The organism is Bacillus salitolerans (assembly GCF_042680805.1).
GTDB classification, from domain to species: Bacteria; Bacillota; Bacilli; order Bacillales; family SA4; genus Bacillus_CJ; species Bacillus_CJ salitolerans.
On the sequence record NZ_JBHUEM010000003.1, the window covers coordinates 492,074 to 517,653 of the forward strand.

Consider the following 25,580-nt stretch of genomic DNA (forward strand, 5'->3'; position numbering starts at 1 on the left):
GTTAGCTTGTCTGTTCAAGAAAAATTTGCTGAAATTCAAAAAAGAATAGTCGATGCTTGTAGGAAGGCTAATAGGAGCCCCGATGAAATAAATGTGATTGCAGTTACAAAGTATGTCAGCTTGGAAACGGCGAAGGAAGCAATTCAAGCTGGAATTTCTCATATTGGGGAAAATCGTGAAGAAGGCTTTCTTTCAAAATATAATGAAATTGATGCAAACGTGACGTGGCATTTTATTGGAACGCTTCAAAGTAAAAAAGTGAAGAATATCATTCATAAAATTGATTACTTGCATTCTTTAGATCGTCTTTCCCTTGCAGAAGAAATCCAAAAACGATCAGAACATATCGTGAATTGTTTTGTTCAGGTAAATACTTCTGGAGAAGATTCAAAGCACGGTCTGCCTGATAAAGACTTAATACCATTTATTAATACCATCCAAAATTACGATCGAATTCGAGTTGTCGGTTTGATGACAATGGCACCCTTTACAGAGGATGAAGTCATTCTAAGAAATTGCTTTAAAAGGCTGAAAGAATTGCAGAAAAGTGTACAAGCACTACAAATCATAAATGTCCCTTGCACTGAATTATCAATGGGAATGTCCAATGATTTTGACATTGCCATTGAAGAAGGCTCGACGTTTATACGTATTGGAACTTCTCTTGTAGGTAAGGAATTTTAGGAGGAAAAAGCAATGAGCATGAAAACTAAATTTAAAAGTTTTTTCGCATTAGATGATGAATATGATTATAATGAAGAACATAATCATGATAGACTAGAGGTAGAGGACCTACCTATATCTCGTTCAGCCAAACATCAACCAACAAAGCAAAATATTGTCAATTTACAAAGTGTACCAAAATCATCTGCAAAAATGGTATTATTTGAACCAAGTACATACTCAGAAGCTCAGGATATAGCAGATCATTTAAAGAATCGTCGTTCTGTTGTAATTAATTTACAAAGGATATCACATGACCAAGCGATGAGAATTGTTGACTTTCTAAGTGGAACTGTTTATGCAATAGGTGGAGATATTCAAAAAATTGGAAGTAATATCTTCTTATGTACTCCAGATAACGTTGATGTTGCAGGAAGTATATCAGACTATGTGCCTGAAGAAGACTATTCTGAGAAGAGGTGGTAAACAGCGTGAGTATGGTATTAAATATACTTTTGCAAATTATTCAAATTTATTCTTATGCACTAATTATCTACATTCTCCTTTCCTGGTTTCCAAATGCACGTGAATCAGGTTTTGGACAGCTATTAGCTAAAATTTGTGAACCGTACTTAGAGCCATTTAGAAAAATCATTCCACCACTTGGAATGATTGATATTTCACCAATTGTTGCGATTTTTTTATTGAATTTTGCAAGTCGAGGATTAATCTCTCTATTTGATATGCTTGGCTTAATTTAAACGGAAATGGGGATCTTATAGGTCCTCTTTTTATTTGTTAAATTCTAGGGTAATAAGAATCGTTAACACAATATAATTAGGAGCAAATCGATGAATATATATCAACACTTTCGGGTAGAAGAACACTCCTTTATTGATCATGTAATGGAATGGAAGGATGGGGTAATCGCTCAATATAGTCCGAAGTTAACTGACTTTCTTGATCCTAGAGAGCAACAAATATTGAGTAGTGTAATAGGCCAGGACTCAGAAGTTAACTATGTATGCTTTGGTGGAAGTGAGTATGTGGAAAGAAAACGTGCTCTTATTTTTCCAAGCTTTTATGAACCGAGAGAAGAAGATTTCCAAATAGCACTCTATGCAATAAACTACCCACAAAAATTTGTAAAAATAGAGCACCCACAAGTGCTAGGATCCTTAATGGGTATTGGGCTTAAGCGAGGGAAGTTTGGAGACATTTTGATTAAAGATGGAATTGTTCAAGTAGTAATAGCAAGTGAAGTAGCAAACTTTGTCTTGATGAATCTCGAGTCAATTGGAAAAAGTAAGGTATCACTTGAACCTCTGCAGCTAAAAGAAATCATCCAGGTTCAGGAACAGTGGATCGAGGAAATATGTACGGTATCATCATTAAGGCTCGATGTTATTGTTGCTGAAGCGTTTAATCTTTCGAGAACAAAGTCATTGCCATATATTCAGGGTGGTCACACAAAAGTAAATTGGAAACATGTTGAAGAAATCTCATTTGAATGTAAAGAAGGAGATATGATATCAGTACGAGGAAATGGAAGGGTCAAAATTTTACAAATCGAAGGTAAAACAAAACGAGATAAATGGAAATTATTGATTGGTAGAATTAAATGACAAATATTTTCGTTTTTTAGCAGGAATCGATACCATTTTGTCGAAATAAGATTATAATTGTAATATAGACTTTCGTGGAGGTGGCAGGCGTGCCTTTAACACCATTAGATATCCATAATAAAGAATTTTCAAAAGGATTTCGGGGATATGATGAGGATGAAGTTAACGAGTTTCTAGACCAAGTCATAAAAGATTATGAGTTGGTGATTCGTGAGAAAAAAGAATTAGAAGAGCGAGTAACAGAGTTGAAAGAAAAGTTAGGTCATTTTTCAAATATCGAAGATACATTGAATAAATCCATCCTTATTGCTCAAGAGACAGCTGAAGAAGTAAAGAGAAATGCTTCAAAGGAAGCCAAGCTTATTGTTAAAGAAGCTGAAAAAAACGCAGATCGTATTATTAACGAATCTTTATCTAAGGCTAGAAAAATTACAATTGAAATTGATGAGCTTAAGAAGCAATCCAAGGTATTTCGCAATCGTTTCCGTATGCTGATTCAGGCTCAACTAGATATGCTCGAGAACGATGATTGGGATCACTTAATGGAATTAAACAAAGAAATTAAAACACGTGATGTAGAGTTAGATCACGATTAACTCTTGACGAATATCGTTTTATTACATATAATACTTTCACAACAGCCGAATGAAAATTAAGCGATGATAGGGACAGTAATTCTTTTCAATTTCATGTTTTAGCGAGTCGAGGATGGTGTGAGCTCGATACAGGTCGAGAAGAGTGAAGATCACCCTGGAGTTCCATACTGAAACAAAAGTAGGTAGTGGCGAATCATTCACGTTACGAATGCTAAAGTGGACTAATATGTAAGGTTGAAAATAGTCTATAAGGGTGGTACCGCGAGACCTTCTCGTCCCTTTTGGGAGAGAAGGTCTTTTTTTTGTTTTTTCTTTTAGCAATGGCTATATTTGGATATGATGAAAATGAAAAACGATGGAGGAGCAAAACATGGAATATAAAGATACGTTATTAATGCCTCAAACTGATTTCCCGATGAGAGGGAATTTGCCAAACCGTGAGCCAGAAATTCAAGAAAACTGGACAGAAATGAATATCTATGAAAAAGTTCAAGAACGTACGAAGGATAGGCCACTATTTGTATTACATGATGGACCACCGTATGCAAACGGTGATATACATATGGGTCACGCATTAAATAAAATCCTAAAGGATTTTATTGTGCGTTATAAATCAATGAGTGGCTATTGTGCTCCTTATGTACCAGGTTGGGATACACACGGTCTTCCAATTGAAACAGCTTTAACGAAAAATAAAAAGATAAACCGAAAAGAAATGTCTGTAGCTGAATTTAGAAAGCTTTGTGAAGAATATGCCTATGAACAAATTGACCGTCAAAGAGAACAATTTTTACGTTTAGGAGTACGAGGAGACTGGTACAATCCATATATTACGCTAAAACCAGAATATGAGGCTCAGCAAATAAAGGTTTTTGGCGAAATGGCGAAAAAGGGATATATCTATAAAGGATTAAAGCCTGTCTATTGGTCACCATCAAGTGAATCTGCTCTTGCTGAAGCAGAAATAGAATATCAAGATAAACGTTCTCCGTCTATTTATGTTTCATTCGATGTAAAAGACGGTAAAGGTGTATTAAATGGCGGTGAAAAAATTATTATCTGGACAACAACGCCATGGACCATTCCAGCGAACTTAGGAATTTCCTTGCATCCAGATTTAGATTATAGTGTCGTTCTTGTAGATAATGTTAAGTATGTTATTGCTTCAGGTCTATATGAGGAAGTAACGAAAGTGTTAGAATGGAATAATCCTTCGGTTGTTAAAACGGTGAAGGGAATTGAACTAGAACATGTTGTAGCTCAGCACCCATTGTATGATCGTGATTCACTTGTAATGGTTGGTGAGCACGTAACGACAGAATCTGGTACTGGGTGTGTTCATACAGCTCCTGGACACGGAGAAGACGACTTTTTAGTTGGTCAAAAGTACGGACTAGATGTACTTTGCCCGGTTGATGAAAAAGGATATATGACTTCTGAAGCAGAGGGTTTTGAAGGTCTATTCTATGACGAAGCGAATAAACCTATTACTGAAAAACTACAAGAGGTAGGAGCGCTTTTAAAGCTTACATTTATCACGCACTCCTATCCACATGATTGGCGTACTAAAAAGCCAACCATTTTCAGGGCAACAGCCCAATGGTTTGCTTCGATTGAAAACATTCGCGAAGAATTGCTACAAGCTATTCAGGAGACTAAATGGGTTCCAGCTTGGGGAGAAACAAGATTATTTAATATGGTTAGAGACCGAGGAGACTGGTGTATTTCCCGCCAAAGAGCATGGGGAGTTCCGATTCCAGTATTTTATGGTGAAACCGGCGAACCAATCATTACAGATGAAACGATCAATCATGTATCATCATTATTTAGAGAGCACGGCTCAAATATTTGGTTTGAGAGAGAAGCTAAGGATTTACTACCTGAAGGCTTTACACACGAATCTAGTCCAAATCATACATTTACAAAAGAAGTGGATATTATGGATGTCTGGTTTGATTCTGGTTCTTCTCACCAATCCGTTCTTGAAGAACGTGATGATCTGCAGCGTCCAGCGGATTTATATTTAGAAGGCTCTGACCAGTATAGAGGGTGGTTTAATTCATCGTTATCAACTGGTGTAGCAGTAACAGGGAAAGCACCTTACAAAGGTGTCTTAAGTCATGGGTTTGCTCTTGATGGTGATGGTAGGAAAATGAGTAAATCTCTTGGAAATGTGGTTGTTCCAAATAAAGTGATGAGTCAGCTAGGAGCAGATATTCTTCGTCTTTGGGTAGCTTCTGTTGATTACCAATCAGATGTAAGGGTGTCTGATGCAATATTGAAGCAAGTAGCAGAAGTGTACCGCAAAATTAGAAATACCTTCCGTTTCCTGCTTGGTAATCTGTTTGATTATGATCATGATAAGAACAAGGTGTCATATGAAAATCTACGTGAGGTAGATCAATACATGCTCGTTAAGCTTAATAAGCTAATCGATAAAGTAAAAAAATCGTATGAAACGTATGAATTTGCAGCTATTTACCATGCAGTACACAATTTCTGTACGATTGAATTAAGCTCGTTCTATCTAGACTTTGCAAAAGACATTCTTTATATTGAGGCAGCTGATCATCCAGATCGTCGTTCTATTCAAACGGTTTTATACGAATCATTAGTCACGTTAACGAAGCTTGTAACGCCTGTCCTGCCTCATACAGCAGATGAAGTGTGGACATATATTCCGGGAGTTACAGAGGAAAGCGTTCAGCTTGTTGACATGCCTGAAGCAAAATATCCAGAAAATGCAAAAGAAATTGAAGCAAAATGGGATGCATTTATGTCCTTACGTGATGATGTGTTAAAAGCATTAGAGCTAGCAAGAAATGAAAAGGTCATTGGAAAATCACTGACGGCAAGTATAACCTTATATGCAACGGAAAAAACCGCATTGTTACTTCAATCCATTAATGAAGATTTAAAACAGTTATTTATTGTATCAAATGTTAAAGTTATTTCTTCAGAGGAAGCACCAGAAAATGCACATAAATTCGAGGGACTTTCCATTGTAGTTCAATCGGCAGAAGGAGAAACGTGTGAACGTTGTTGGGTAGTAACAACAGATGTTGGGGCAATTGCAGAACACCCTACACTTTGTAGTCGATGTGCAACGGTTATAAACAAGAGCTATGCCCAATAAGTAATGATAGGCTAAGTCAGATTAACACTCTGCTTAGCCTTTTTTGATTATTAAGAAAGTAATAAAGTTTTCAGCAAGAGAATCGGCTAGGGACTTTAAAAACCAGCTCCAGCATCCAACCACTCGGCGCCAAATAACCCTTAATGTGGAAAAGTACCCTTTTCCATTTAGGAACAAATGCTTTGCCATAGGCTAAACGAGGCGCTTGCGCATTTGTTCCTACAACGTAACAATCGATAACCGCCAAAAAAGAAACCTCGCTCTACGTACTATATCATGAAAGGAAAAACTTGTAGCTTCTATTTTAGATAGTGCTGGTTAAACTAAAGTTAACCTATTTAGACTGACCATAGAAGAGGAGGCGTTTCCATGGCTTACACAAATATGTATGCAGAACTGTATACAGAGCTTTTCATGATGAAACAAGAACTCGAAAGTCGTTTAAGCAAGGAAATCAAACATTTAAATCAAGAATTTTCAGCAGAGCTACTGTTCAGACACTCACAAGACGAAAAGAAAATTCTCATTCAAAAGCACATTAAGGATGACTTAAAAGATGTTGAACGTGCTTTAGCCAAAATGGAGTTTGGATTATATGGAATCTGTGAGGAAACAGGCCAAAGAATTCCGATCGAAAAGTTAAAAAATTTGCCGACAGCTAGAAGTATCCATGATTTTAACTATCATGAATTAGTGAGAATATAGAATAAATAATAGACGCCTGCTTTGCATGCGTCTTCTTAATGTGGAATGAACAAGGCTTTCATTGTCTGTTTTATCTTGTATATGATAAAATCAGGAAGTAACTTTGTTAAAAGAAGCGGGGGAGCTGAATGTGTTTTATTATTTGTTAGCGTTTGTCATTATTATATTGGATCAAATTTCAAAATGGCTAGTTGTCAAATATATGGAGCTTGGAGAAAGTATCACGATCATCCCTAATTTATTATATCTTACCTCCCATCGAAATAGAGGGGCTGCATGGGGTATATTGCAAGGACAGATGTGGTTTTTTTACATAATTACAGTCATCGTCATCATTGGGATTATTGTATTCATACAACGGTTAAAATCTACAGAGAAATTAATGGGTACAGCACTAGGTTTAATGCTCGGAGGTGCAATTGGAAATTTTATAGACCGTTTATTTCGTAAGGAAGTAGTAGATTTTATTAATACATACATTTTCACTTATGACTTCCCTATTTTCAACATAGCAGATTCAGCACTAGTTATAGGTGTAGGACTCTTTTTTATCCATACAATTATGGAAGGAAAGAAAGAAAAGGAGATAAAGCATGGAGCAGGTAACATTCACAATTAACGAAGATCAACATCTCGAACGTATTGATAAGCTTTTATCAGCGATGGATGAGGACTGGTCGAGATCACAAGTACAACAATGGATAAAAGACAATTTTGTCAAAGTGAACGGAGAACCAATTAAAGGTAATTATAAATGTAAAACCGGAGATGAAATAGTACTTACAATTCCAGATCCGGAACCTTTAGATATTGAAGCAGAGCAGATGAATCTAGATATTTATTATGAGGATGGAGACGTCCTTGTTGTCAATAAGCCAAGAGGCATGGTCGTACATCCTGCGCCAGGTCATGTTACTGGAACGTTAGTAAATGGATTAATGGCACATTGTAAGGATTTATCGGGTATTAATGGGGTAATGAGGCCTGGAATTGTCCATAGAATAGACAAAGACACATCTGGATTACTAATGGTTGCAAAGAATGACAAGGCACACGAGTCATTAGTCAATCAATTAGTTGAGAAAACAGTAACAAGACGATATAAAGCGATTGTTCACGGAGTCATTCCACACGATAAAGGTACAATAGATGCTCCGATTGGGCGAGACGAGAAGGATCGACAAAGTATGACTGTTACCGAGAAAAACAGTAAAGATGCCGTCACACACTTTCAAGTGATTGAACGATATAAGGATTTTACTTTTGTTGAATGTCAGCTAGAAACTGGTAGAACGCATCAAATACGTGTTCATATGAAATACATTGGCTATCCTCTGGCAGGAGATCCTAAATATGGACCAAAGAAAACGATAGATTTAAACGGACAAGCCTTACATGCTGGGATTCTCGGTTTTGATCATCCTCGTACTGGCGATTACTTAGAATTTGAAGCACCCCTTCCAAAAGAATTTGAAGACGTTTTAGATTGGCTTAGAAAAAGAAGTTGACAAAATTCGAGTCTACTGACATAATGACATTAATAATATATGACCCTTTAACACAGTCCCGAGAGGCTGAGAAGGAACCGGAGTAGTCGTATAGGGATATTTCTATCCTTTTTACGGTACAAGTGTATCCTCTCACCAGTCGGTGAGAGGATTTTTACTTCTTCCAAGGGTAATAAAAGTGAGGTGTGAAAATGTCACCACAAAAGGCCATTGTACTTGACGAACAAGCTATTCGCCGTGCACTTACAAGAATTGCTCATGAAATCATTGAAAAAAATAAAGGCATTGAGAATTGTATCATCGTCGGTATAAAAACGAGAGGGATCTTTATCGCTAAAAGATTAGCAGAAAAAATCGAACAAATCGAGGGGAACAAAATTCCTGTTGGTGAAGTTGATATTACCTTGTACCGAGATGATTTAACAAAGAAAACAGATGACCAAGAACCGCTGTTCAAAGGATCAGATGTACCGGTTGACGTTACAAATCAAAAAGTAATTCTAGTAGATGATGTGTTATTTACCGGTAGAACGGTACGGGCTGCTATGGATGCTTTAATGGATATGGGCAGGCCAGCCCATATACAGCTCGCAGTTCTTGTGGATCGTGGCCATAGAGAGCTGCCAATCCGTGCTGATTATGTTGGAAAAAACATACCTACTTCAAGCTCCGAAAAAATTATGGTTGAATTAATTGAAGTAGATCAAGTTGAACAAGTAACAATACACGATAAATAAAGTTTATCCCTTTTAATTTAGTCCTGTGAGGCTAGCAAAGGGTAGAGTGAAACTTACGCATTCTGTGAGTATATTCTGCCTCTTTGCAATGATGCAAAGAGGTTTTCTTGTATAAAAATAAAGTAGATGAGAAGAAATAAAGATATTACGAGATGTAGGGGGAGCAGTATGAAATCAAAAAACCAAAATATCGTTTTAGATATACATGAAAAACCAAAAGCTATGAACTGGATCTCACTAAGCTTTCAGCACTTGTTTGCCATGTTTGGTGCTACAGTATTAGTCCCAATTTTAACAGGATTAAGTCCAGCAGTCGCACTTATTTCAAGTGGTCTAGGTACGTTAGCATTCTTACTGATCACAAAAGGGCAAGTACCGGCGTATCTAGGGTCATCATTCGCGTTTATTACTCCGATTATCGCTGCTCAAACATTAGGTGGGCCAGAAGCGGCGATGCTTGGAAGCTTCTTAGCCGGTATTGTATATGCAATTGTTGCACTAATTATTAAAGGGGCAGGATATCAATGGTTAATGCGCCTCTTACCACCAGTAGTTGTTGGACCAGTCATCATTGTCATCGGACTTGGTCTTGCAGGTGTTGCAGTTAACATGGCAATGCTTAAAGACACAACTGACCCTCAAACGTATAGCTTGCTACATTTATCAGCTGGGTTGGTTACATTAGCATTAGTCATTATATTCTCAGTTTTCTTAAAGAAAGGGTTCCTAAGCTTAATTCCAGTCCTCCTCGGTATTACTGGAGGATATATCTACTCACTGTTCGTAGGATTAGTTGATTTTACGGGTGTTAGAGAAGCAAAATGGATTCAAATGCCTGACTTTGTTACCTTTTACACGGGAGTAAATTTCTCATGGGATATCGTACTTCTAATGGTACCAGTCGCTGTTGTAACTTTATCAGAGCACATCGGACATCAAATGGTGTTAAGTGAAGTTGTTAAGAAAGACTTAATCAAGCGTCCAGGATTACACCGATCAATCATGGGGGACGGAGTAGCTACAATAATTGCTTCATTAATCGGTGGACCTCCAAACACAACATATGGTGAAAATATTGGAGTATTAGCGATCACAAAAGTATTTAGTGTGTTTGTTATTGCAGGTGCTGCAGTCTTCGCAATAGCGTTTGGTTTTATTGGGAAAGTTAGTGCGTTTATCGCTTCTATCCCAACTCCAGTAATGGGGGGAGTATCCATACTTCTGTTTGGAATCATTGCTTCTTCTGGCTTAAGAATGATGGTTGATTCAAAAGTGGATCTGGGCCAAAATCGTAATTTAATTATTGTATCTGTCATCCTTGTTATTGGGATTGGGGAAGCAATCATCAAAGTATCAGAGAACTTCGAGCTTCACGGTATGGCACTGGCTGCAATCTTAGGAATTTTACTAAATGTAATTTTACCAGGAAGAAAAGAAGCATCGGGCGATTTGACTGATGTGGAAGACCATATAAGTAAATAATCACCTTTTAAAAAAGTCCAGAGAGGCTTTCAAGGGTGTATCAGGGGAAACGATGGTTCTCTCCTGATTTCTTACACCCTTTTCTTATAAGAAAAGGGTGTTTTTTATCAAATTGAAGTATATGAATAAAATGTTCTCGGTACTGATAGTAAAATGTCTTTTACAATTTTCAAAGCAGATGCCACACAATAGCCAAATGGTTCAATAAAATAAGGAATTGGTTATTACCAGTTATCTAATAAAATCTTGGGGGATTCACAATGAAGCATTTATTAAAAATGAGTGACTTATCGGTTTCAGAAATTCAAGAAATTTTGGATCAGGCACAGAGGTTTGAACAAGGTGAAGATTGGAAAGTTGAAACAGATAAGTTTGTTGCCAATTTGTTTTTTGAACCGAGTACAAGAACTCGCTTTAGTTTTGAAGTAGCAGAGAAGCGACTTGGCCTTAAAGTCATAAACTTTGAAACAGAAAACTCAAGTGTTCAAAAGGGTGAAACTCTTTACGATACAGTGAAAACTCTTGAAGCAATTGGCATGGATGCACTTGTGATCAGACATACAGAAGATCACTATTTTGAAAAGTTAATTCCTCATATTAAAATTCCAATCCTAAATGCTGGAGACGGATGTGGCCATCATCCAACTCAGTCTCTCCTTGATTTGTATACGATACAACAGGAGTTTGGTAGATTCGAAGATTTAAAGATTGTCATCGTAGGTGATATTAGACATAGTCGTGTGGCGAGATCTAATGCTGAAGTATTAAACCGATTAGGAGCACAAGTTATTTTTTCGGGTCCAAGAGAATGGCATGATGAACAAAATGCGAATGGAATTTATATGGAGATGGATGAAGCCGTGAAAGTAGCAGATGTTGTTATGCTACTACGTATCCAGCATGAAAGGCATGCTGAAAAGATGGGTTTAACGATGAATGATTACCATACTCTATATGGTTTAACTACGATTAGAGAAAGTCAAATGAAAAATAGGAGTATCATTATGCACCCTGCTCCAGTGAATCGAGATGTTGAAATAGCAGATTGTTTAGTTGAATGTGATCGCTCGAGAATCTTTAAGCAAATGAAGAATGGCGTATTTGTTAGAATGGCCGTTTTAAGACGAGGTCTTTTGAATAAAGGGGGAAAATAAAATGGGAACAATGATTCTGAAAAATGGAACAAGATTAAATGAAGCCGGTGAATTCGAACGAGTTGAAGTGAAGATTACAGATGATAAAGTAGTAGAAATTGCTTCCGTCCTAGCAGTAGCAGGAGAAGAAGAGGTCATTGATATAAAGGGTAATCTCATTGTTCCAGGACTTGTAGATCTGCATGTACATCTGCGTGAGCCGGGTGGAGAACATAAAGAAACAATCGCAACAGGTACACTCGCGGCTGCAAAGGGTGGATTTACAACAATTGCTGCAATGCCAAATACTCGACCAGTTCCTGATACAAAAGAACAAATGGAGTGGTTACAAACTAGGATTAAAGATACTGCAAAGGTTAATGTGTTACCTTATGCATCGATATCGATTCGACAGCTAGGTGAAACAATAACTGATTTTGAAGGACTTAAAGCAGCAGGGGCGTTTGCCTTTACTGATGATGGTGTAGGTGTTCAATCAGCAGGAGTAATGCTTGAGGCAATGAAGCGTGCTGCAGGGCTTGGGATGTCTATCGTAGCTCACTGTGAGGATAACACACTTATTAATAAAGGGTCTGTTCATGAAGGGGAATTTTCGAAAAAACATGGTATAAATGGTATTCCATCGGTTTGTGAAGCCGTTCATATCGCGCGTGATGTACTGCTTGCAGAAGCTGCAAACTGTCATTACCATGTATGTCACATTAGTACGAAAGAGTCTGTTCGAGTTGTTAGAGACGCTAAAAAGGCAGGGATTAAAGTAACAGCAGAGGTAACACCACATCATCTATTGTTATGTGAAGACGATATTCCTGGCTTGGATCCAAACTTTAAAATGAACCCGCCACTTAGAGGGAAAGAGGATCAAAAAGCACTTATCGAAGGTTTATTAGACGGAACCATTGATTTTATAGCAACAGATCATGCTCCACATACAGATCAGGAAAAAAGAGAAGGTATGCACCTTTCACCATTTGGAATTGTTGGGCTAGAAACGGCATTTCCCCTACTCTATACACACTTTGTAGAAAAAGGATACATTTCCTTAAAGCAGTTAGTTGACTTCTTAACTGTCAAACCAGCAGAAGCGTTTACGTTACCATATGGAACTTTAGAAGTTGGTAAGCGTGCTGATTTAACTGTTATAAACCTTATAGACGAAGAGGAAATAAATCCTTCTACGTTTTTATCAAAAGGGAAAAACACACCGTTTACAGGCTGGAAGTGTAAAGGTTGGCCGGAGTTAACCATCGCAAGCGGGACTATTGTATGGGAAAAGGAGAGAGCGACAGTATGAAAAGACAACTAATTCTAGAAGATGGAACAGTATTTATCGGCGAAGGTTTTGGAAGTACAGAGCAAACCATTGGGGAAGTCGTATTTAATACGGGTATGACAGGATATCAAGAAATTTTGTCCGATCCATCGTACTGTGGTCAAATCGTAACACTGACGTACCCTCTAATCGGTAACTATGGAATCAACCGTGACGATTTTGAATCTATCATACCAGCAATCTCTGGATTTATTGTAAAAGAAATTTGTGATATCCCTTCTAATTGGAGAAGTCAGTTTACATTAGATGAGTATTTTAAATCAAAAAATATTCCCGGTCTAGCGGGAATTGATACGAGAAAGCTTACAAGAATAATACGTCAGTATGGGACATTAAAGGGTGCCATTTGCGGAATGGATGTTGATGTAAAGCAAGTTGTACAAAAGTTAAAAAATGAAGTGTTACCAACAAATCAGGTTGAGCAAGTTTCAACAACGAATCCGTATCCAAGTCCTGGAAGAGGGGATCGAGTTGTTCTTGTAGATTACGGGATGAAGCATGGAATTCTTCGAGAGCTAAATGAACGTAATTGTGATGTTGTAGTTGTACCGTATAATACAACGGCTGAGGAAATTCTGCAGCTTAATCCTGATGGGATTATGCTTAGTAACGGACCGGGAGATCCGAAGGATGTACCCGAGGCGATTGAGATGATACATGGTGTTTTAGGTAAAGTACCATTATTCGGAATTTGTTTAGGACACCAATTATTTGCTCTTGCGTGCGGAGCGAATACAGAAAAAATGAAGTTTGGTCACCGTGGGTCCAACCATCCTGTAAAGCATTTACAAACTGGAAAAGTGGCCATTACATCTCAGAATCATGGATATACAGTAGACGAAGCTTCATTGGAAAACACCCGTTTAGACATTACACATGTAGCATTAAACGATGGAACTGTAGAAGGATTACGTCATCTTGATTATCCTGCCTTTACCGTTCAATATCACCCAGAAGCTTCACCAGGACCAGAAGATGCAAACGAATTATTTGATGAGTTTTTATCGATGATTGAACGTTGTAAAAAGGAAGGGGTAATGTAGTATGCCGAAAAGACAAGATTTTGAAACGATATTAGTAATTGGTTCTGGCCCAATCGTAATTGGTCAAGCAGCAGAATTTGACTATGCTGGAACTCAGGCTTGCCAAGCGTTAAAAGAAGAAGGATACAAGGTCATTCTCGTAAATTCAAATCCGGCGACAATTATGACAGATACTGAAATTGCAGATAAGGTTTATATCGAGCCATTAACGGTGGAATTTTTAAGTAAAATTATTCGTAAAGAACGACCAGATGCTCTCTTACCTACATTAGGTGGTCAAACGGGATTAAACATGGCTGTTGCCCTTTCGAAATCAGGAGTTCTGGATGAATGTAATGTAGAAATTTTAGGTACTAAATTATCAGCTATCGAACAGGCGGAGGACAGAGACCTTTTCCGTCAATTAATGAATGAATTAGGTCAACCCGTACCTGAAAGTGAAATCATTCATTCTTTACAAGAAGCGTACGATTTTGTTGAATTTGTTGGCTACCCAGTGATTGTTCGCCCTGCCTATACACTTGGTGGAACAGGTGGAGGAATATGTGAGAATGAAGAGGACTTAATTGAAATTGTAACAGGTGGACTGAAAAGCAGCCCAGTAAATCAATGTCTATTAGAAAAAAGTATTGCAGGATTCAAGGAGATTGAGTATGAAGTAATGCGTGATAGTGGTGATCATGCGATTGTAGTGTGTAACATGGAGAACATTGATCCAGTAGGGGTTCACACAGGTGATTCCATTGTCGTTGCACCAAGTCAAACGTTAAGTGACCGTGAATATCAGCTATTACGAAACGCTTCGTTAAAGATTATTCGTGCCTTGAAAATTGAAGGAGGGTGTAACGTTCAATTAGCGCTAGACCCTGATAGCTTTAACTACTATATTATCGAGGTAAATCCTCGTGTAAGTCGCTCATCTGCATTAGCTTCAAAAGCAACTGGATATCCAATAGCTAAACTTGCTGCAAAAATTGCAGTTGGTTTAACGTTAGATGAAATGATCAATCCAGTAACAGGCAAGACGTATGCTTGTTTTGAACCTGCACTTGACTACATCGTGACAAAAATTCCTAGATGGCCATTTGATAAATTTGAGTCTGCTAATCGTAAGCTAGGTACTCAAATGAAGGCAACAGGTGAAGTAATGGCAATTGGAAGAACGTTTGAGGAATCCATTCTAAAGGCCATTCGCTCGCTTGAGGCAAGTGTCTATCACTTAAGCGTGGAAGCAATGGAAAGCTTACCAGATGAAGAAATACAAAAACGTATTACGAAAGCAGATGATGAGCGATTATTCATCGTGGCAGAAGCGTTAAGAAGAGGAATAACAATTGAACAAATTTTTGAATGGAGCAGGATTGATCGATTCTTCCTACACAAATTCTCGAACATTATTCAAATGGATAAAGAGGTAATAGAAAACCCTGCTAACCTTGAGGTGCTTACAAAAGCAAAGAAAATGGGTTTTTCAGACATTGCGGTCAGTAAACTATGGGGAGTGAGTGAATCTCTAGTTTATGAGTTACGAAAAGAAAATGGCCTTCTGCCCGTCTATAAAATGGTTGATACATGCGCAGCTGAATTTGAGTCATCAACTCCATATTTTTATGGGACGTATGAAGACGAAAACGAATCCATCATGACAGAAAAGGAAAGTGTTCTTGTACTTGGTTCTGGCCCGATCCGCATTGGACAGGGAATCGAGTTTGATTATGCAACAGTACATTCAGTATGGGCAATCAAAGAAGCTGGATATGAAGCCATTATAATAAATAATAACCCTGAAACAGTTTCAACAGACTTCAGTACATCTGACAAGCTTTACTTTGAGCCTTTAACTGTGGAAGATGTCATGCACGTAATTGAAGTAGAGAAGCCTAGGGGTGTTATCGTTCAATTTGGAGGTCAAACAGCGATTAACCTTGCAGCAGGTCTTTCAGAGAGAGGGGTACGAATATTAGGAACCTCACTTGAAAATTTAGACCGTGCAGAAAATAGAGATAAATTCGAGCATGCTCTTTCTACACTAGGCATTCCACAACCAGAAGGGAAGACAGCAACATCTGTTGAGGAAGCAGTAGTAGTAGCAGAAAGAATCGGTTATCCCGTTCTAGTCCGTCCATCCTATGTTCTTGGTGGTCGTGCGATGGAGATTGTGTACCAGCAAGAAGAGTTACTGCATTATATGAAAAATGCAGTCAAGATTAATCCGGATCATCCAGTATTAATTGATCGCTATTTAACAGGAAAAGAAATTGAAGTGGATGCTATTTCAGATGGAGAAACGGTGTACATCCCTGGAATCATGGAGCATATAGAACGTGCTGGAGTCCACTCTGGTGATTCTATTGCCGTGTACCCTCCACAAAGTATATCTGAAGAGATTAAACAACAAATTATCGACTATACAATATCACTTGCAAAAGGCTTAAACATCATTGGATTATTAAACATTCAGTTTGTTATCTCTGACAATAGTGTTTATGTATTAGAGGTAAATCCAAGATCTAGTCGTACAGTACCTTTCTTAAGTAAAATTACGGGAGTTCCAATGGCAAACCTTGCGACAAAAGCTATCTTAGGTATTTCATTAAAGAGTTTAGGCTTTGAAACAGGGTATCATCCTGAGAGCGAAGGTGTTTACGTAAAAGTACCAGTATTCTCTTTTGCAAAACTAAGAAGAGTGGACATTACGTTAGGGCCAGAAATGAAATCAACAGGGGAAGTTATGGGGAAAGATGTAACCCTTGAAAAGGCGTTATATAAGGGACTAGTTGCTTCGGGAATCTCCATTCCAACTTACGGATCTGTTTTGTTTACAGTTGCAGATAAGGATAAAGAAGAAGCACTTGCCATTGCTAAACGATTTAATGGAATTGGTTACAACATTTTAGCAACAGAAGGAACAGCAGAATACTTACGTAAAGAATGTATTCCTGTAACCGTTGTAAATAAAATTGGAGCTGAAAAACCTAACCTACTTGATGTCATAAGGAAAGGTGAAGCTCAGTTCGTTATTAATACGTTAACAAAAGGAAAACAGCCTGCACGTGATGGATTCCGTATTCGCCGTGAATCAGTTGAAAACAATGTCGCATGTTTAACTTCATTAGACACTGCTTATGCGATTTTAGGTGTATTAGAATCAATGACCTTTAGCTCACAGTCAATGGAACAAATTAAACGTCCTCAAAAGGTGGTCTTAGTATGATTCGCGCGGAGTGGATGACGATTGTGAATCAAAAAGAGATTGCAAAAAATATTCATGAGATTACGTTAACAGGAAATCTTGTCGAGGAAATGAATGAGCCTGGTCAGTTTGTTCATATTAAGGTTGCTAGTAGTGTTGACCCATTGCTAAGAAGACCGATAAGTATTTGTCATATTAATAAGGATAATCATGAATTTACAATGCTTTATCGAAGTGATGGTAAGGGTACTACGATACTCTCTGAAAAAGTGATAGGCGAAAAAGTGAACGTTTTAGGTCCTTTAGGAAATGGATTTCCTGTTGATGCTACACAAGAAGGTGAGAGAGCATTGCTCGTTGGGGGAGGAATTGGTGTTCCCCCTTTATATGAGCTATCTCGTCAGCTTGTAAAACGAGGTATTAACGTTATTCATGTGTTAGGTTTTCAATCAAAAGAAAATACCTTCTATAAGTCACAATTTGAACAACTGGGTGAAACTTACATTTCGACGGTTGATGGTACGTGTGGCACAAAGGGATTTGTTACGGACGTTATTGAAAAATTCCAATTAGAATTCGATACATTATACGCGTGTGGACCAAATGTAATGCTTAAAGCATTAGAAGATCGTTACAAAAGCAAGAGAGCCTATCTATCACTTGAGGAGAGAATGGGTTGTGGAATAGGTGCTTGCTTTGCTTGTGTATGTCATTTACAGAGTGATCCAACCGGCTATTCGTATAAAAAGGTTTGTACGGACGGACCTGTATTCCCTATTGGAGAGGTGGTACTATGAGCCGATTATCCATTGAACTACCAGGACTATCACTGAAAAATCCAATCATGCCAGCATCGGGTTGCTTTGGATTCGGGAAGGAATATGCGAAGCTTTACGACTTAAATGTATTAGGCGCTATCATGATTAAAGCAACAACTGCTGAGCCGAGATTTGGAAATGCTACACCGCGTGTCGCTGAAACATCAGCGGGAATGTTAAATGCCATTGGCTTGCAAAACCCAGGTCTAGAAAAAGTTATATCTGATGAACTTACTTGGTTGGAGAAATTCAATACGCCGATTATTGCAAATGTTGCAGGTTCGCAAACAGAGGATTATGTGGAAGTTGCAAAAGAAATTTCAAAGGCACGAAATGTCCATGCATTAGAGCTTAATATATCCTGTCCTAACGTTAAAACAGGTGGAATTGCATTTGGTACGATACCTGAAATTGCAGCAGAGTTAACGAGGAAAGTGAAGGAAGTGTCTGAAGTTCCAGTCTATGTGAAGCTTTCACCTAATGTTTCGAATATAGTGGAGATGGCTAAGGCAGTGGAATCAGCTGGTGCAGATGGATTAACGATGATTAATACTTTAGTAGGGATGCGCTTAGATTTAAAAACGGGAAAGCCTATTTTAGCAAATCGAACTGGTGGTTTATCAGGACCAGCAATTAAACCAGTTGCCATCCGAATGATATATGAAGTAAGTCAGCATGTTAACATACCAATCATTGGCATGGGCGGAATCCAAAATGCCGAGGATGTCATTGAATATCTTTATGCAGGTGCTAGCGCTGTTGCTGTAGGTACTCAAAATTTTGTAGACCCGTTTGTTTGTCCAACGATTATTAATGACTTACCTGAACTGCTAGATTCTCTAGGGTATGAGCACCTATCAGAGTGCATAGGAAGGAGCTGGGACAAACGATGCAACATCCCATTATCATCGCATTAGATTATCAATCCCTTGATGATGTTAAAGCATTCTTATCTCCCTTTAAAGAAGAAAAGGTATTTGTAAAAGTAGGAATGGAACTGTTTTATAAAGAGGGTCCAACTATTGTTCATTATCTTAAAGAAGAAGGACACCGAATCTTTTTGGATTTAAAGCTACATGATATCCCGAACACAGTAAAACAAGCGATGAAGAGTTTAGCGTCACTACAAGTAGATTTAGTAAATGTTCATGCAGCAGGTGGAAAACAAATGATGGAAGCCGCTTTGGAAGGCTTAGAGGCAGGAACGAAAAGAGGCAGTAGACCATCACTAATTGCGGTCACACAGTTAACAAGTACAAATGAGAAAATCCTACATGAAGAACTTCTAATCAATCAAAGCTTATCATCTACCGTTCAGTCCTATGCAAAGCTTACAGAAGTAGCTGGTCTTGATGGAGTTGTATGTTCCGTCCATGAAGTACCAATGCTTAAAAAAGTATGCAAAGATACATTTTTAACTGTAACCCCTGGCATAAGGTTAGTAGAGGATTCGAAAGATGATCAAGCAAGAATTGCTACGCCTGATGAGGCGAAGAAGGCTGGCGCTAGCATGATTGTTGTTGGAAGAAGTATTACAAAATCTAGCAATCCTTTAGAAAAGTATAAGAAAATGAAAGATTTATGGGAGGGTATTACAATATGAAATTAACTATTGCTAAGCATTTACTAGAAATAGGAGCAGTATCGTTACAACCTAATGACCCGTTTACATGGTCATCTGGTATTAAATCTCCCATTTATTGTGATAATCGTTTAACGATGTCGTATCCAAATGTTCGAAAGGATATTGCTAAAGGACTACAGGAGCTAATTCATGAGCATTTTAACGATGTTGAAATGATTGCCGGTACTGCTACAGGTGGAATTGCTCCAGCGGCTTGGGTGAGTGAACTTATGGAGTTGCCAATGTGTTATGTACGAGGCAGTGCGAAAAGTCATGGGAAAGCAAAACAAGTAGAAGGAGCTGTTACACCTGGGCAAAAAGTTGTCGTTATTGAGGATCTTATCTCAACAGGTGGTAGCTCGTTAACAACGGTTAAAGCACTTCGTGAAGAGGGCTGTGAAGTACTAGGAATCGTCTCAATCTTTACTTACGAACTGAACGCAGCTAAAGAAGGGCTAGAAGAAATGGATGTGAAAGCATATTCATTAACAACCTTTCGCTCATTGGTAGAGGTTGCCGCAAGTGAAGGAATCATAACAAATGAAGACCTAGACAAGCTTGATAAGTGGAGACAAAATCCGAAAGATGAATCTTGGTTAGCGGTACAAGAATAGGATCTTTATAAAAAATAAAGGGTAGATGCTACCCTTTATTTTGCTTGTTGAAAAACCTTCTAAAAAGATTTTTTAGTATGTCCAGCTCTGTTAATGAACATTTCACACGTCAAACCACGTTAAAATGTCGAATAACTCCTGTTAATGAACATTTCACACGTCAAACCGCGTTAAAATGTCGAATAACTCCTGTTAATGAACATTTCATACTTCAAACCGCGTTAAAATGTCGAATAACTCCTGTTAATGAACATTTCATACGTCAAACCGCGTTAAAATGTCGAATAACTCCTGTTAATGAACATTTCATACGTAATCCACGTTAAAATGTCTATATAATTCCTGTTAATGGAGACATTCTGTTCAAAAGTCCTTAGAAACCAAAGAGATAAAAGACTGTGGAGAACTTTCTCCACAGCCTGGATAAAGGGTAGATGCTACCCTTTATTTTTTTTTAGTTTTACAACTAAATCTTCATTTGGCGTTACATAAACGGTTTGCTGTGAATCATATATAACAAATCCAGGCTTTGAACCACTCGGTTTTTTCACATGTTTAATCTTCGTATAGTCAACGGGTACGGAACTTGAATTTCTAGCTTTACTGTAGTAAGCGGCCAGATTAGCAGCTTCTAGGATTGTATCATGATCAGGTTCAGAGCTTTTGATGACAACATGAGAACCCGGAATGTCTTTTGTATGAAGCCACACTTCATCTCGATGAGCAAGCTTGTTCGTTAAGTATTCGTTTTGTTTATTATTTTTCCCAACAAGAATTAATGTTCCGGTAGAAGATACATACTCTTCAAGAATGGGTTTTTGGTTTTTGTTTTTCTTTGGACCTTTCACTTGCCTTGCTTTTAAATAACCTTCTTCCGTCAACTCTTCCCTAATTTCCTGAATATCACGAGGGGAGGCTGTTTCCATTTGTTGAAGCAAAGATTCGAAATAGGTGACTTCCTCTTTAGCTTTCTCAATTTGTTCAAGGACGATAGATACTGAATTTTTTGCTTTTACGTACTTTTGGAAGTACATTTGAGCATTTTCAGAAGGCGTCTTTAAAGGATTCAGCGGGATGGTTAGCATTTCGTTATTTTCGTTATAGTAATTCATTACTTCAATTTCTTTGAGTCCCTTTTTCATTAAATACATATTGGCTGTTAGTAGCTCGCCGAAAAGCTGAAATTGTTCTGCTTTTTCTGCATCCTTCAATGTCTTTTCTAGCTTAATGATTTTCTTTTCATTCTTTTCTTTTTCATTACGAATAAATCTTTCAAGGTCATGCCCTTGTTGTTTAACCCGATCACGCTCAGCTTTTCCATAGTAAAAGCGATCAAGCATTTCGCTTATGGATGAAAATGTTTTGGTTACACCCTTTATGTGCTGTAATGGAAGTGCATAAAAATACTCCTTAGTGTCCCCTGCGATAATAACTGGATTGAATTGAAGATGCTTTGCTTGATCCATCATCTGCAAAAACACTTGAGCGAGTTTATTTTTTGAACCAATGCCAGCTTGATGCACGACTTCATTCGCAATTAGCGGGGATAAACCGCTAAACGATTCAACAATTTGCTTGGAGAGTTTTCCAGCATTAAAGTCGAGTTTTCGTAAGAACAATTCTTCATCTACTTCAAATGGACTCAGTTTTCCTTGTGACGGTGGAGTCACATATTCATAGCCAGGTAGGAGTGTCCGATGTCGATTTAGTGCAGGAGATATGTGCTTAATACTATCTAGAATTATATTTTTTTCTTTATCAATTAAAATGACATTACTGTGCTTACCCATGATCTCAATAATGAGCTGCTTTACAGTCTCGTCACCAAGTTCATTGCGTCCCCTTGTTTCAATCGTTATTATTCGCTCCATTTCTAGCTGCTGGATGGATGTAATTACACTTCCCTCAAGGTGCTTTCTTAATAACATACAAAACATTGGTGGCTCTGCTGGATTGTCATACTGCTCATTCGTAATATGTACTCTTGAATAAGAAGGATTAGCAGATATTAAAAGTTTTTGATTAAATCCATTAGCGCGAATATGAAGCAACAATTCTTGTTTATAAGGTTGATATATTTTGGATATCCGTCCGGATAAGAGCTTATTATTTAATTCTTCGGTAATTGCCTTCGTAACGATTCCATCAAATGACATGATATACATCCTCTCTCGAGTAACAAACATCGTGTTTCCTTTGTCTAGCCCAACGACGAATTTTGTTCATTTTATATGTTCTAAGTTTTTTATAAGTACTGTATTTTAGAGCTAATCCGGGTGCCCCCGCTCTTCGACTATCCAGCTCCAGCACCCAGCCAAGATGAAATGGCGACGATTTTTGCCATTTCATCCTACTTGAGGTCAAAATAACCCGTAATGAATACAAGTGAAAAGTCGCCCTTTTCTTCATTACAGAACATTTGCTCTTCCTTAGGCTAAACGGGGTGCTTGCGCCTATTTTTTCTTTAGAACATTTGCTTGTCAGGGCTAATCCGGGCTCCACCGCTTTTCTTAAATAGTATAGCATTTTTTACTACTTGTCTGAATATGATTTCCTTAAAGAGAGGACAAACAGAGACAAGATTTTCTTAGAAAAGGTGTGAGAAGGCTAAGATGAAATGGTATGAGCTTAGAGCGGAGGATGTCAAGGAAAAGGTCAATACTGACTTTAAACATGGACTATCAAAGGACCAAGTAAGCGAACGATTAGCACAATTTGGGTATAACGAACTTCAAGAAGCCGAAAAACCGAACATGTTTTTGCTTTTTCTGGAGCAATTTAAGGACTTTATGGTATTAGTTTTACTAGCCGCAACGCTAGTATCAGGATTATTAGGAGAATATATTGATGCGACTGCTATTATTGCGATAGTTATCATTAATGGATTTTTAGGGTTCTTCCAAGAAAGAAAAGCTGAAAAATCACTCGAAGCTCTTAAAGAACTTTCAGCGCCGCAAGTAATGGTCTTACGTGATTCCAACTGGATAAAGGTTTCCTCCAAGGAGCTTGTAGTAGGGGATGTTGTTAAGTTCTCAAGTGGAGACCGGATTAGTGCTGATGTTCGTCTCATTCAAACCAATAGCTTAGAAATTGAAGAGTCAGCCTTAACAGGCGAATCCCTACCAGTTCAAAAGAAAGTTGAGCCCATTATGGGCGATAAAGTAGGAATTGGCGATCAGGAGAATATGGCTTTCATGGGTACAATGGTGACAAGAGGATCAGGTGTTGGTGTAGTTGTTGGAACTGGAATGAAAACGGCTATGGGGCAAATTGCAGATCTTCTTCAATCAGCAGAAACAATGGTTACCCCTCTGCAAAGAAAGCTAGAACAATTAGGGAAAATACTCATTACTGTTGCTTTATTACTAACTTTTTTAGTTGTTTTATTAGGAGTCATTCAAGGCCATGACCTATATAGTATGTTTTTGGCTGGTGTTTCCCTAGCAGTTGCTGCAATTCCAGAAGGTCTGCCTGCCATTGTTACAGTAGCTTTATCACTTGGTGTTCAAAGGATGATTAAAAATAACGCGATTGTTAGAAAGCTACCAGCTGTTGAAACACTTGGATGTGCCTCTGTAATTTGTTCGGATAAGACAGGTACGATGACACAAAACAAAATGACAGTCACGCACCTATGGTCTGGTGGAAAGACTTGGAACGTAACGGGTACAGGATATAATCCTGTAGGTGGTTTCTTTGCTGGAAATCAAGAAATTCATCCATCAAATGTAAAGTCGATTGGCCAGCTTTTAACCTTTGGTTTACTTTGCAATAACGCTACAATAAACAAGAAAAAAAAGGAGTATGTTCTTGACGGAGATCCTACCGAAGGGGCACTAGTAGTCTCGGCTTGGAAGGCAGATATTACAAGGGACTTACTTAACAATCAGTTTATTATTGAAAAAGAATTCCCTTTTGATTCAAGTCGCAAAATGATGTCGGTGATCGTAAGAGATTCAAATGGAAAGCGATTTGTCGTCACTAAGGGAGCACCAGATGTTCTGATTAAAAACAGCGAGTCTATATTATGGGATGAGAAGCAACAATTTTTATCAGATCGTTTGAAAGGGGAAGTCGAAAAAGCGATTGAGAATTTAGGTGGTCAAGCTTTACGTACGATTGCAGTTGCTTTTAAGCCATTAGGTCCAACTCAATCAGTCTACAATGAAATTGAGGCAGAAACGAATCTTATCTTTATAGGCCTGCAAGGTATGATAGATCCGCCAAGGGACGAGGTTAAGCAAGCTGTACAAGAGTGTAAGGAAGCAGGGATTCGTACAGTAATGATTACAGGTGACCATATTGTAACTGCCACTGCAATTGCAAGGCAGCTAGGAATCCTGCCGGAAGGCGGTAAAGTTGTTCAAGGAACAGAGCTCTCCGATATGACAGTAGAAGAGCTCGAAGAGATCGTAGAAGATGTGTATGTTTTCGCACGAGTATCACCAGAACATAAATTGAAAATCGTAAAAGCTCTTCAAAAGAACGGGCATATTGTCGCCATGACTGGGGATGGTGTAAACGATGCACCTGCCATAAAAGCATCTGATATTGGTATTGCGATGGGGATTACAGGGACGGATGTAGCTAAGGAAGCTTCTTCACTAGTCCTATTAGATGATAACTTTGCGACGATAAAAGCAGCAATTAAAGAAGGAAGAAATATATATGAAAATATAAGAAAGTTTATCAGATATCTGTTAGCATCCAATGTTGGAGAAATATTAGTTATGCTATTTGCCATGCTATTAGCTCTCCCGCTCCCTTTAGTCCCTATTCAAATACTATGGGTTAATCTTGTTACTGATGGTCTCCCAGCTATGGCTCTTGGATTAGACCAAGCTGAAGGTGATGTTATGAGAAGAGCCCCAAGAAATCCAAGGGAGGGAGTTTTTGCTAGAGGGCTCGCATGGAAGATTATTAGTCGCGGTTTCTTAATAGGGGGTGTAACTCTAGCAGCATTTATGATTGTCTATTACAGGGATCCAAATAACTTAATGTATGCACAGACGATAGCCTTTGCAACACTCGTAATGGCACAATTGATACACGTATTTGATTGTAGAAGTGATCGATCAGTATACCACCGAAATCCGTTTGAAAATAAATATCTTGTGTTTGCAGTTCTTTCATCGATCTTATTAATGTTAGTAGTTATTTACTATCCACCACTACAGCCAATCTTCCACACAACTGCGATTACACTAAGAGATTGGCTATTAATACTAGGTCTTTCTGCTGTACCTACATTCCTACTTGCAGGATCACTTTTAACAAAGAAAAAGGCATAGAATAGCTTGGAAAGGGCAATAGATAAAAATCTATTGTCTTTTTTTGTTTTAGGAAACG

Annotated in this window: 21 protein-coding genes and 1 other annotated feature; of the genes, 20 read left to right on the top strand and 1 reads right to left on the bottom strand. The window is 38.1% G+C overall.

Annotated elements, in window-relative coordinates:
- Positions 1-6: 6 nt before the first annotated feature.
- From ACFSCX_RS04085 to pyrE, 19 genes are all read left to right on the top strand, one after another.
- The gene (locus ACFSCX_RS04085; protein ID WP_377926839.1) at positions 7-684 is read left to right on the top strand and encodes a YggS family pyridoxal phosphate-dependent enzyme; all 678 of its coding nucleotides are present in this window, start codon (positions 7-9) and stop codon (positions 682-684) included.
- Between the two features lie 12 nt (positions 685-696).
- Complete coding sequence (locus tag ACFSCX_RS04090; protein ID WP_377926840.1) at positions 697-1,149, top strand: cell division protein SepF; 453 nt, start codon at positions 697-699, stop codon at positions 1,147-1,149.
- Positions 1,150-1,160: 11 nt separating this feature from the next.
- Positions 1,161-1,424 carry a YggT family protein gene (locus tag ACFSCX_RS04095; RefSeq protein WP_377927072.1) on the top strand — a complete coding sequence of 88 codons (264 nt, stop codon included), beginning with the start codon at positions 1,161-1,163 and terminating at the stop codon, positions 1,422-1,424.
- Positions 1,425-1,514: 90 nt separating this feature from the next.
- On the top strand, positions 1,515-2,288 hold the full coding sequence (locus ACFSCX_RS04100) for a YlmH family RNA-binding protein (RefSeq protein ID WP_377926841.1): 774 nt from the start codon (positions 1,515-1,517) through the stop codon (positions 2,286-2,288).
- A gap of 89 nt (positions 2,289-2,377) precedes the next feature.
- Complete coding sequence (locus ACFSCX_RS04105; RefSeq protein ID WP_377926842.1) at positions 2,378-2,884, top strand: DivIVA domain-containing protein; 507 nt, start codon at positions 2,378-2,380, stop codon at positions 2,882-2,884.
- Positions 2,885-2,938: 54 nt separating this feature from the next.
- Positions 2,939-3,167, top strand: a binding site (T-box leader).
- Positions 3,168-3,254: 87 nt separating this feature from the next.
- The gene (gene ileS / locus ACFSCX_RS04110; protein ID WP_377926843.1) at positions 3,255-6,020 is read left to right on the top strand and encodes an isoleucine--tRNA ligase; all 2,766 of its coding nucleotides are present in this window, start codon (positions 3,255-3,257) and stop codon (positions 6,018-6,020) included.
- A 369-nt stretch (positions 6,021-6,389) separates the two neighbouring features.
- Entirely contained in the window at positions 6,390-6,725 is a 336-nt protein-coding gene (locus tag ACFSCX_RS04115) for a TraR/DksA C4-type zinc finger protein (protein ID WP_377926844.1), read from the top strand.
- A gap of 130 nt (positions 6,726-6,855) precedes the next feature.
- The gene (gene lspA, locus ACFSCX_RS04120; RefSeq protein WP_377926845.1) at positions 6,856-7,344 is read left to right on the top strand and encodes a signal peptidase II; all 489 of its coding nucleotides are present in this window, start codon (positions 6,856-6,858) and stop codon (positions 7,342-7,344) included.
- Positions 7,319-8,233, top strand: a complete 915-nt coding sequence (locus tag ACFSCX_RS04125) for an RluA family pseudouridine synthase (protein ID WP_377926846.1) — start codon at positions 7,319-7,321, stop codon at positions 8,231-8,233. Before lspA ends, ACFSCX_RS04125 begins: the two co-directional genes overlap by 26 nt.
- Positions 8,234-8,424: 191 nt before the next feature.
- Positions 8,425-8,970 (top strand): bifunctional pyr operon transcriptional regulator/uracil phosphoribosyltransferase PyrR, encoded by a 546-nt coding sequence (gene pyrR, locus ACFSCX_RS04130; RefSeq protein WP_377926847.1) that lies wholly within the window; start codon positions 8,425-8,427, stop codon positions 8,968-8,970.
- A 168-nt stretch (positions 8,971-9,138) separates the two neighbouring features.
- Positions 9,139-10,452: a solute carrier family 23 protein gene (locus ACFSCX_RS04135; protein WP_377926849.1), complete on the top strand. Its 1,314-nt coding sequence runs from the start codon at positions 9,139-9,141 to the stop codon at positions 10,450-10,452.
- A 260-nt stretch (positions 10,453-10,712) separates the two neighbouring features.
- On the top strand, positions 10,713-11,606 hold the full coding sequence (locus ACFSCX_RS04140) for an aspartate carbamoyltransferase catalytic subunit (protein WP_377926850.1): 894 nt from the start codon (positions 10,713-10,715) through the stop codon (positions 11,604-11,606).
- A gap of 1 nt (position 11,607) precedes the next feature.
- Positions 11,608-12,900 carry a dihydroorotase gene (locus ACFSCX_RS04145; RefSeq protein WP_377926851.1) on the top strand — a complete coding sequence of 431 codons (1,293 nt, stop codon included), beginning with the start codon at positions 11,608-11,610 and terminating at the stop codon, positions 12,898-12,900.
- Entirely contained in the window at positions 12,897-13,982 is a 1,086-nt protein-coding gene (locus ACFSCX_RS04150) for a carbamoyl phosphate synthase small subunit (protein ID WP_377926852.1), read from the top strand. The genes ACFSCX_RS04145 and ACFSCX_RS04150 overlap by 4 nt, the downstream gene beginning before the upstream one ends.
- Before the next feature lies 1 nt (position 13,983).
- Complete coding sequence (gene carB / locus ACFSCX_RS04155) at positions 13,984-17,196, top strand: carbamoyl-phosphate synthase large subunit (protein WP_377926853.1); 3,213 nt, start codon at positions 13,984-13,986, stop codon at positions 17,194-17,196.
- A complete protein-coding gene (locus ACFSCX_RS04160) occupies positions 17,193-17,972 on the top strand; it encodes a dihydroorotate dehydrogenase electron transfer subunit (RefSeq protein ID WP_377926854.1) in 780 nt (259 codons plus the stop codon). The genes carB and ACFSCX_RS04160 overlap by 4 nt, the downstream gene beginning before the upstream one ends.
- Positions 17,969-18,910 carry a dihydroorotate dehydrogenase gene (locus ACFSCX_RS04165; RefSeq protein ID WP_377926855.1) on the top strand — a complete coding sequence of 314 codons (942 nt, stop codon included), beginning with the start codon at positions 17,969-17,971 and terminating at the stop codon, positions 18,908-18,910. The genes ACFSCX_RS04160 and ACFSCX_RS04165 overlap by 4 nt, the downstream gene beginning before the upstream one ends.
- The gene (pyrF, locus tag ACFSCX_RS04170) at positions 18,883-19,596 is read left to right on the top strand and encodes an orotidine-5'-phosphate decarboxylase (RefSeq protein ID WP_377926856.1); all 714 of its coding nucleotides are present in this window, start codon (positions 18,883-18,885) and stop codon (positions 19,594-19,596) included. The genes ACFSCX_RS04165 and pyrF overlap by 28 nt, the downstream gene beginning before the upstream one ends.
- On the top strand, positions 19,593-20,231 hold the full coding sequence (gene pyrE, locus ACFSCX_RS04175; protein WP_377926857.1) for an orotate phosphoribosyltransferase: 639 nt from the start codon (positions 19,593-19,595) through the stop codon (positions 20,229-20,231). The genes pyrF and pyrE overlap by 4 nt, the downstream gene beginning before the upstream one ends.
- A gap of 437 nt (positions 20,232-20,668) precedes the next feature.
- On the opposite strand, the gene ACFSCX_RS04180 is transcribed toward pyrE, so the two are convergent.
- Positions 20,669-22,387 carry an Rqc2 family fibronectin-binding protein gene (locus ACFSCX_RS04180; protein WP_377926858.1) on the bottom strand — a complete coding sequence of 573 codons (1,719 nt, stop codon included), beginning with the start codon at positions 22,385-22,387 and terminating at the stop codon, positions 20,669-20,671.
- 456 nt (positions 22,388-22,843) lie between these two features.
- On the opposite strand from ACFSCX_RS04180, the gene ACFSCX_RS04185 reads away from it, so the two are divergent.
- Positions 22,844-25,522, top strand: a complete 2,679-nt coding sequence (locus tag ACFSCX_RS04185) for a calcium-translocating P-type ATPase, SERCA-type (protein WP_377926859.1) — start codon at positions 22,844-22,846, stop codon at positions 25,520-25,522.
- Positions 25,523-25,580: the final 58 nt, after the last annotated feature.

Excerpts from the sequence above, each read along its gene's own strand:
- carB (WP_377926853.1), top strand. The coding sequence starts at position 13,984 with ATGCCGAAAAGACAAGATTTTGAAACGATATTAGTAATTGGTTCTGGC.
- ileS (WP_377926843.1), top strand. The coding sequence starts at position 3,255 with ATGGAATATAAAGATACGTTATTAATGCCTCAAACTGATTTCCCGATG.
- ACFSCX_RS04115 (WP_377926844.1), top strand. The coding sequence starts at position 6,390 with ATGGCTTACACAAATATGTATGCAGAACTGTATACAGAGCTTTTCATG.
- ACFSCX_RS04165 (WP_377926855.1), top strand. The coding sequence starts at position 17,969 with ATGAGCCGATTATCCATTGAACTACCAGGACTATCACTGAAAAATCCA.
- ACFSCX_RS04135 (WP_377926849.1), top strand. The coding sequence starts at position 9,139 with ATGAAATCAAAAAACCAAAATATCGTTTTAGATATACATGAAAAACCA.
- ACFSCX_RS04090 (WP_377926840.1), top strand. The coding sequence starts at position 697 with ATGAGCATGAAAACTAAATTTAAAAGTTTTTTCGCATTAGATGATGAA.
- ACFSCX_RS04095 (WP_377927072.1), top strand. The coding sequence starts at position 1,161 with ATGGTATTAAATATACTTTTGCAAATTATTCAAATTTATTCTTATGCA.
- ACFSCX_RS04125 (WP_377926846.1), top strand. The coding sequence starts at position 7,319 with ATGGAGCAGGTAACATTCACAATTAACGAAGATCAACATCTCGAACGT.
- pyrR (WP_377926847.1), top strand. The coding sequence starts at position 8,425 with ATGTCACCACAAAAGGCCATTGTACTTGACGAACAAGCTATTCGCCGT.
- ACFSCX_RS04145 (WP_377926851.1), top strand. The coding sequence starts at position 11,608 with ATGGGAACAATGATTCTGAAAAATGGAACAAGATTAAATGAAGCCGGT.
- pyrF (WP_377926856.1), top strand. The coding sequence starts at position 18,883 with ATGCAACATCCCATTATCATCGCATTAGATTATCAATCCCTTGATGAT.
- ACFSCX_RS04150 (WP_377926852.1), top strand. The coding sequence starts at position 12,897 with ATGAAAAGACAACTAATTCTAGAAGATGGAACAGTATTTATCGGCGAA.
- pyrE (WP_377926857.1), top strand. The coding sequence starts at position 19,593 with ATGAAATTAACTATTGCTAAGCATTTACTAGAAATAGGAGCAGTATCG.
- ACFSCX_RS04180 (WP_377926858.1), bottom strand. The coding sequence starts at position 22,387 with ATGTCATTTGATGGAATCGTTACGAAGGCAATTACCGAAGAATTAAAT.
- ACFSCX_RS04185 (WP_377926859.1), top strand. The coding sequence starts at position 22,844 with ATGAAATGGTATGAGCTTAGAGCGGAGGATGTCAAGGAAAAGGTCAAT.
- ACFSCX_RS04140 (WP_377926850.1), top strand. The coding sequence starts at position 10,713 with ATGAAGCATTTATTAAAAATGAGTGACTTATCGGTTTCAGAAATTCAA.
- ACFSCX_RS04160 (WP_377926854.1), top strand. The coding sequence starts at position 17,193 with ATGATTCGCGCGGAGTGGATGACGATTGTGAATCAAAAAGAGATTGCA.
- ACFSCX_RS04100 (WP_377926841.1), top strand. The coding sequence starts at position 1,515 with ATGAATATATATCAACACTTTCGGGTAGAAGAACACTCCTTTATTGAT.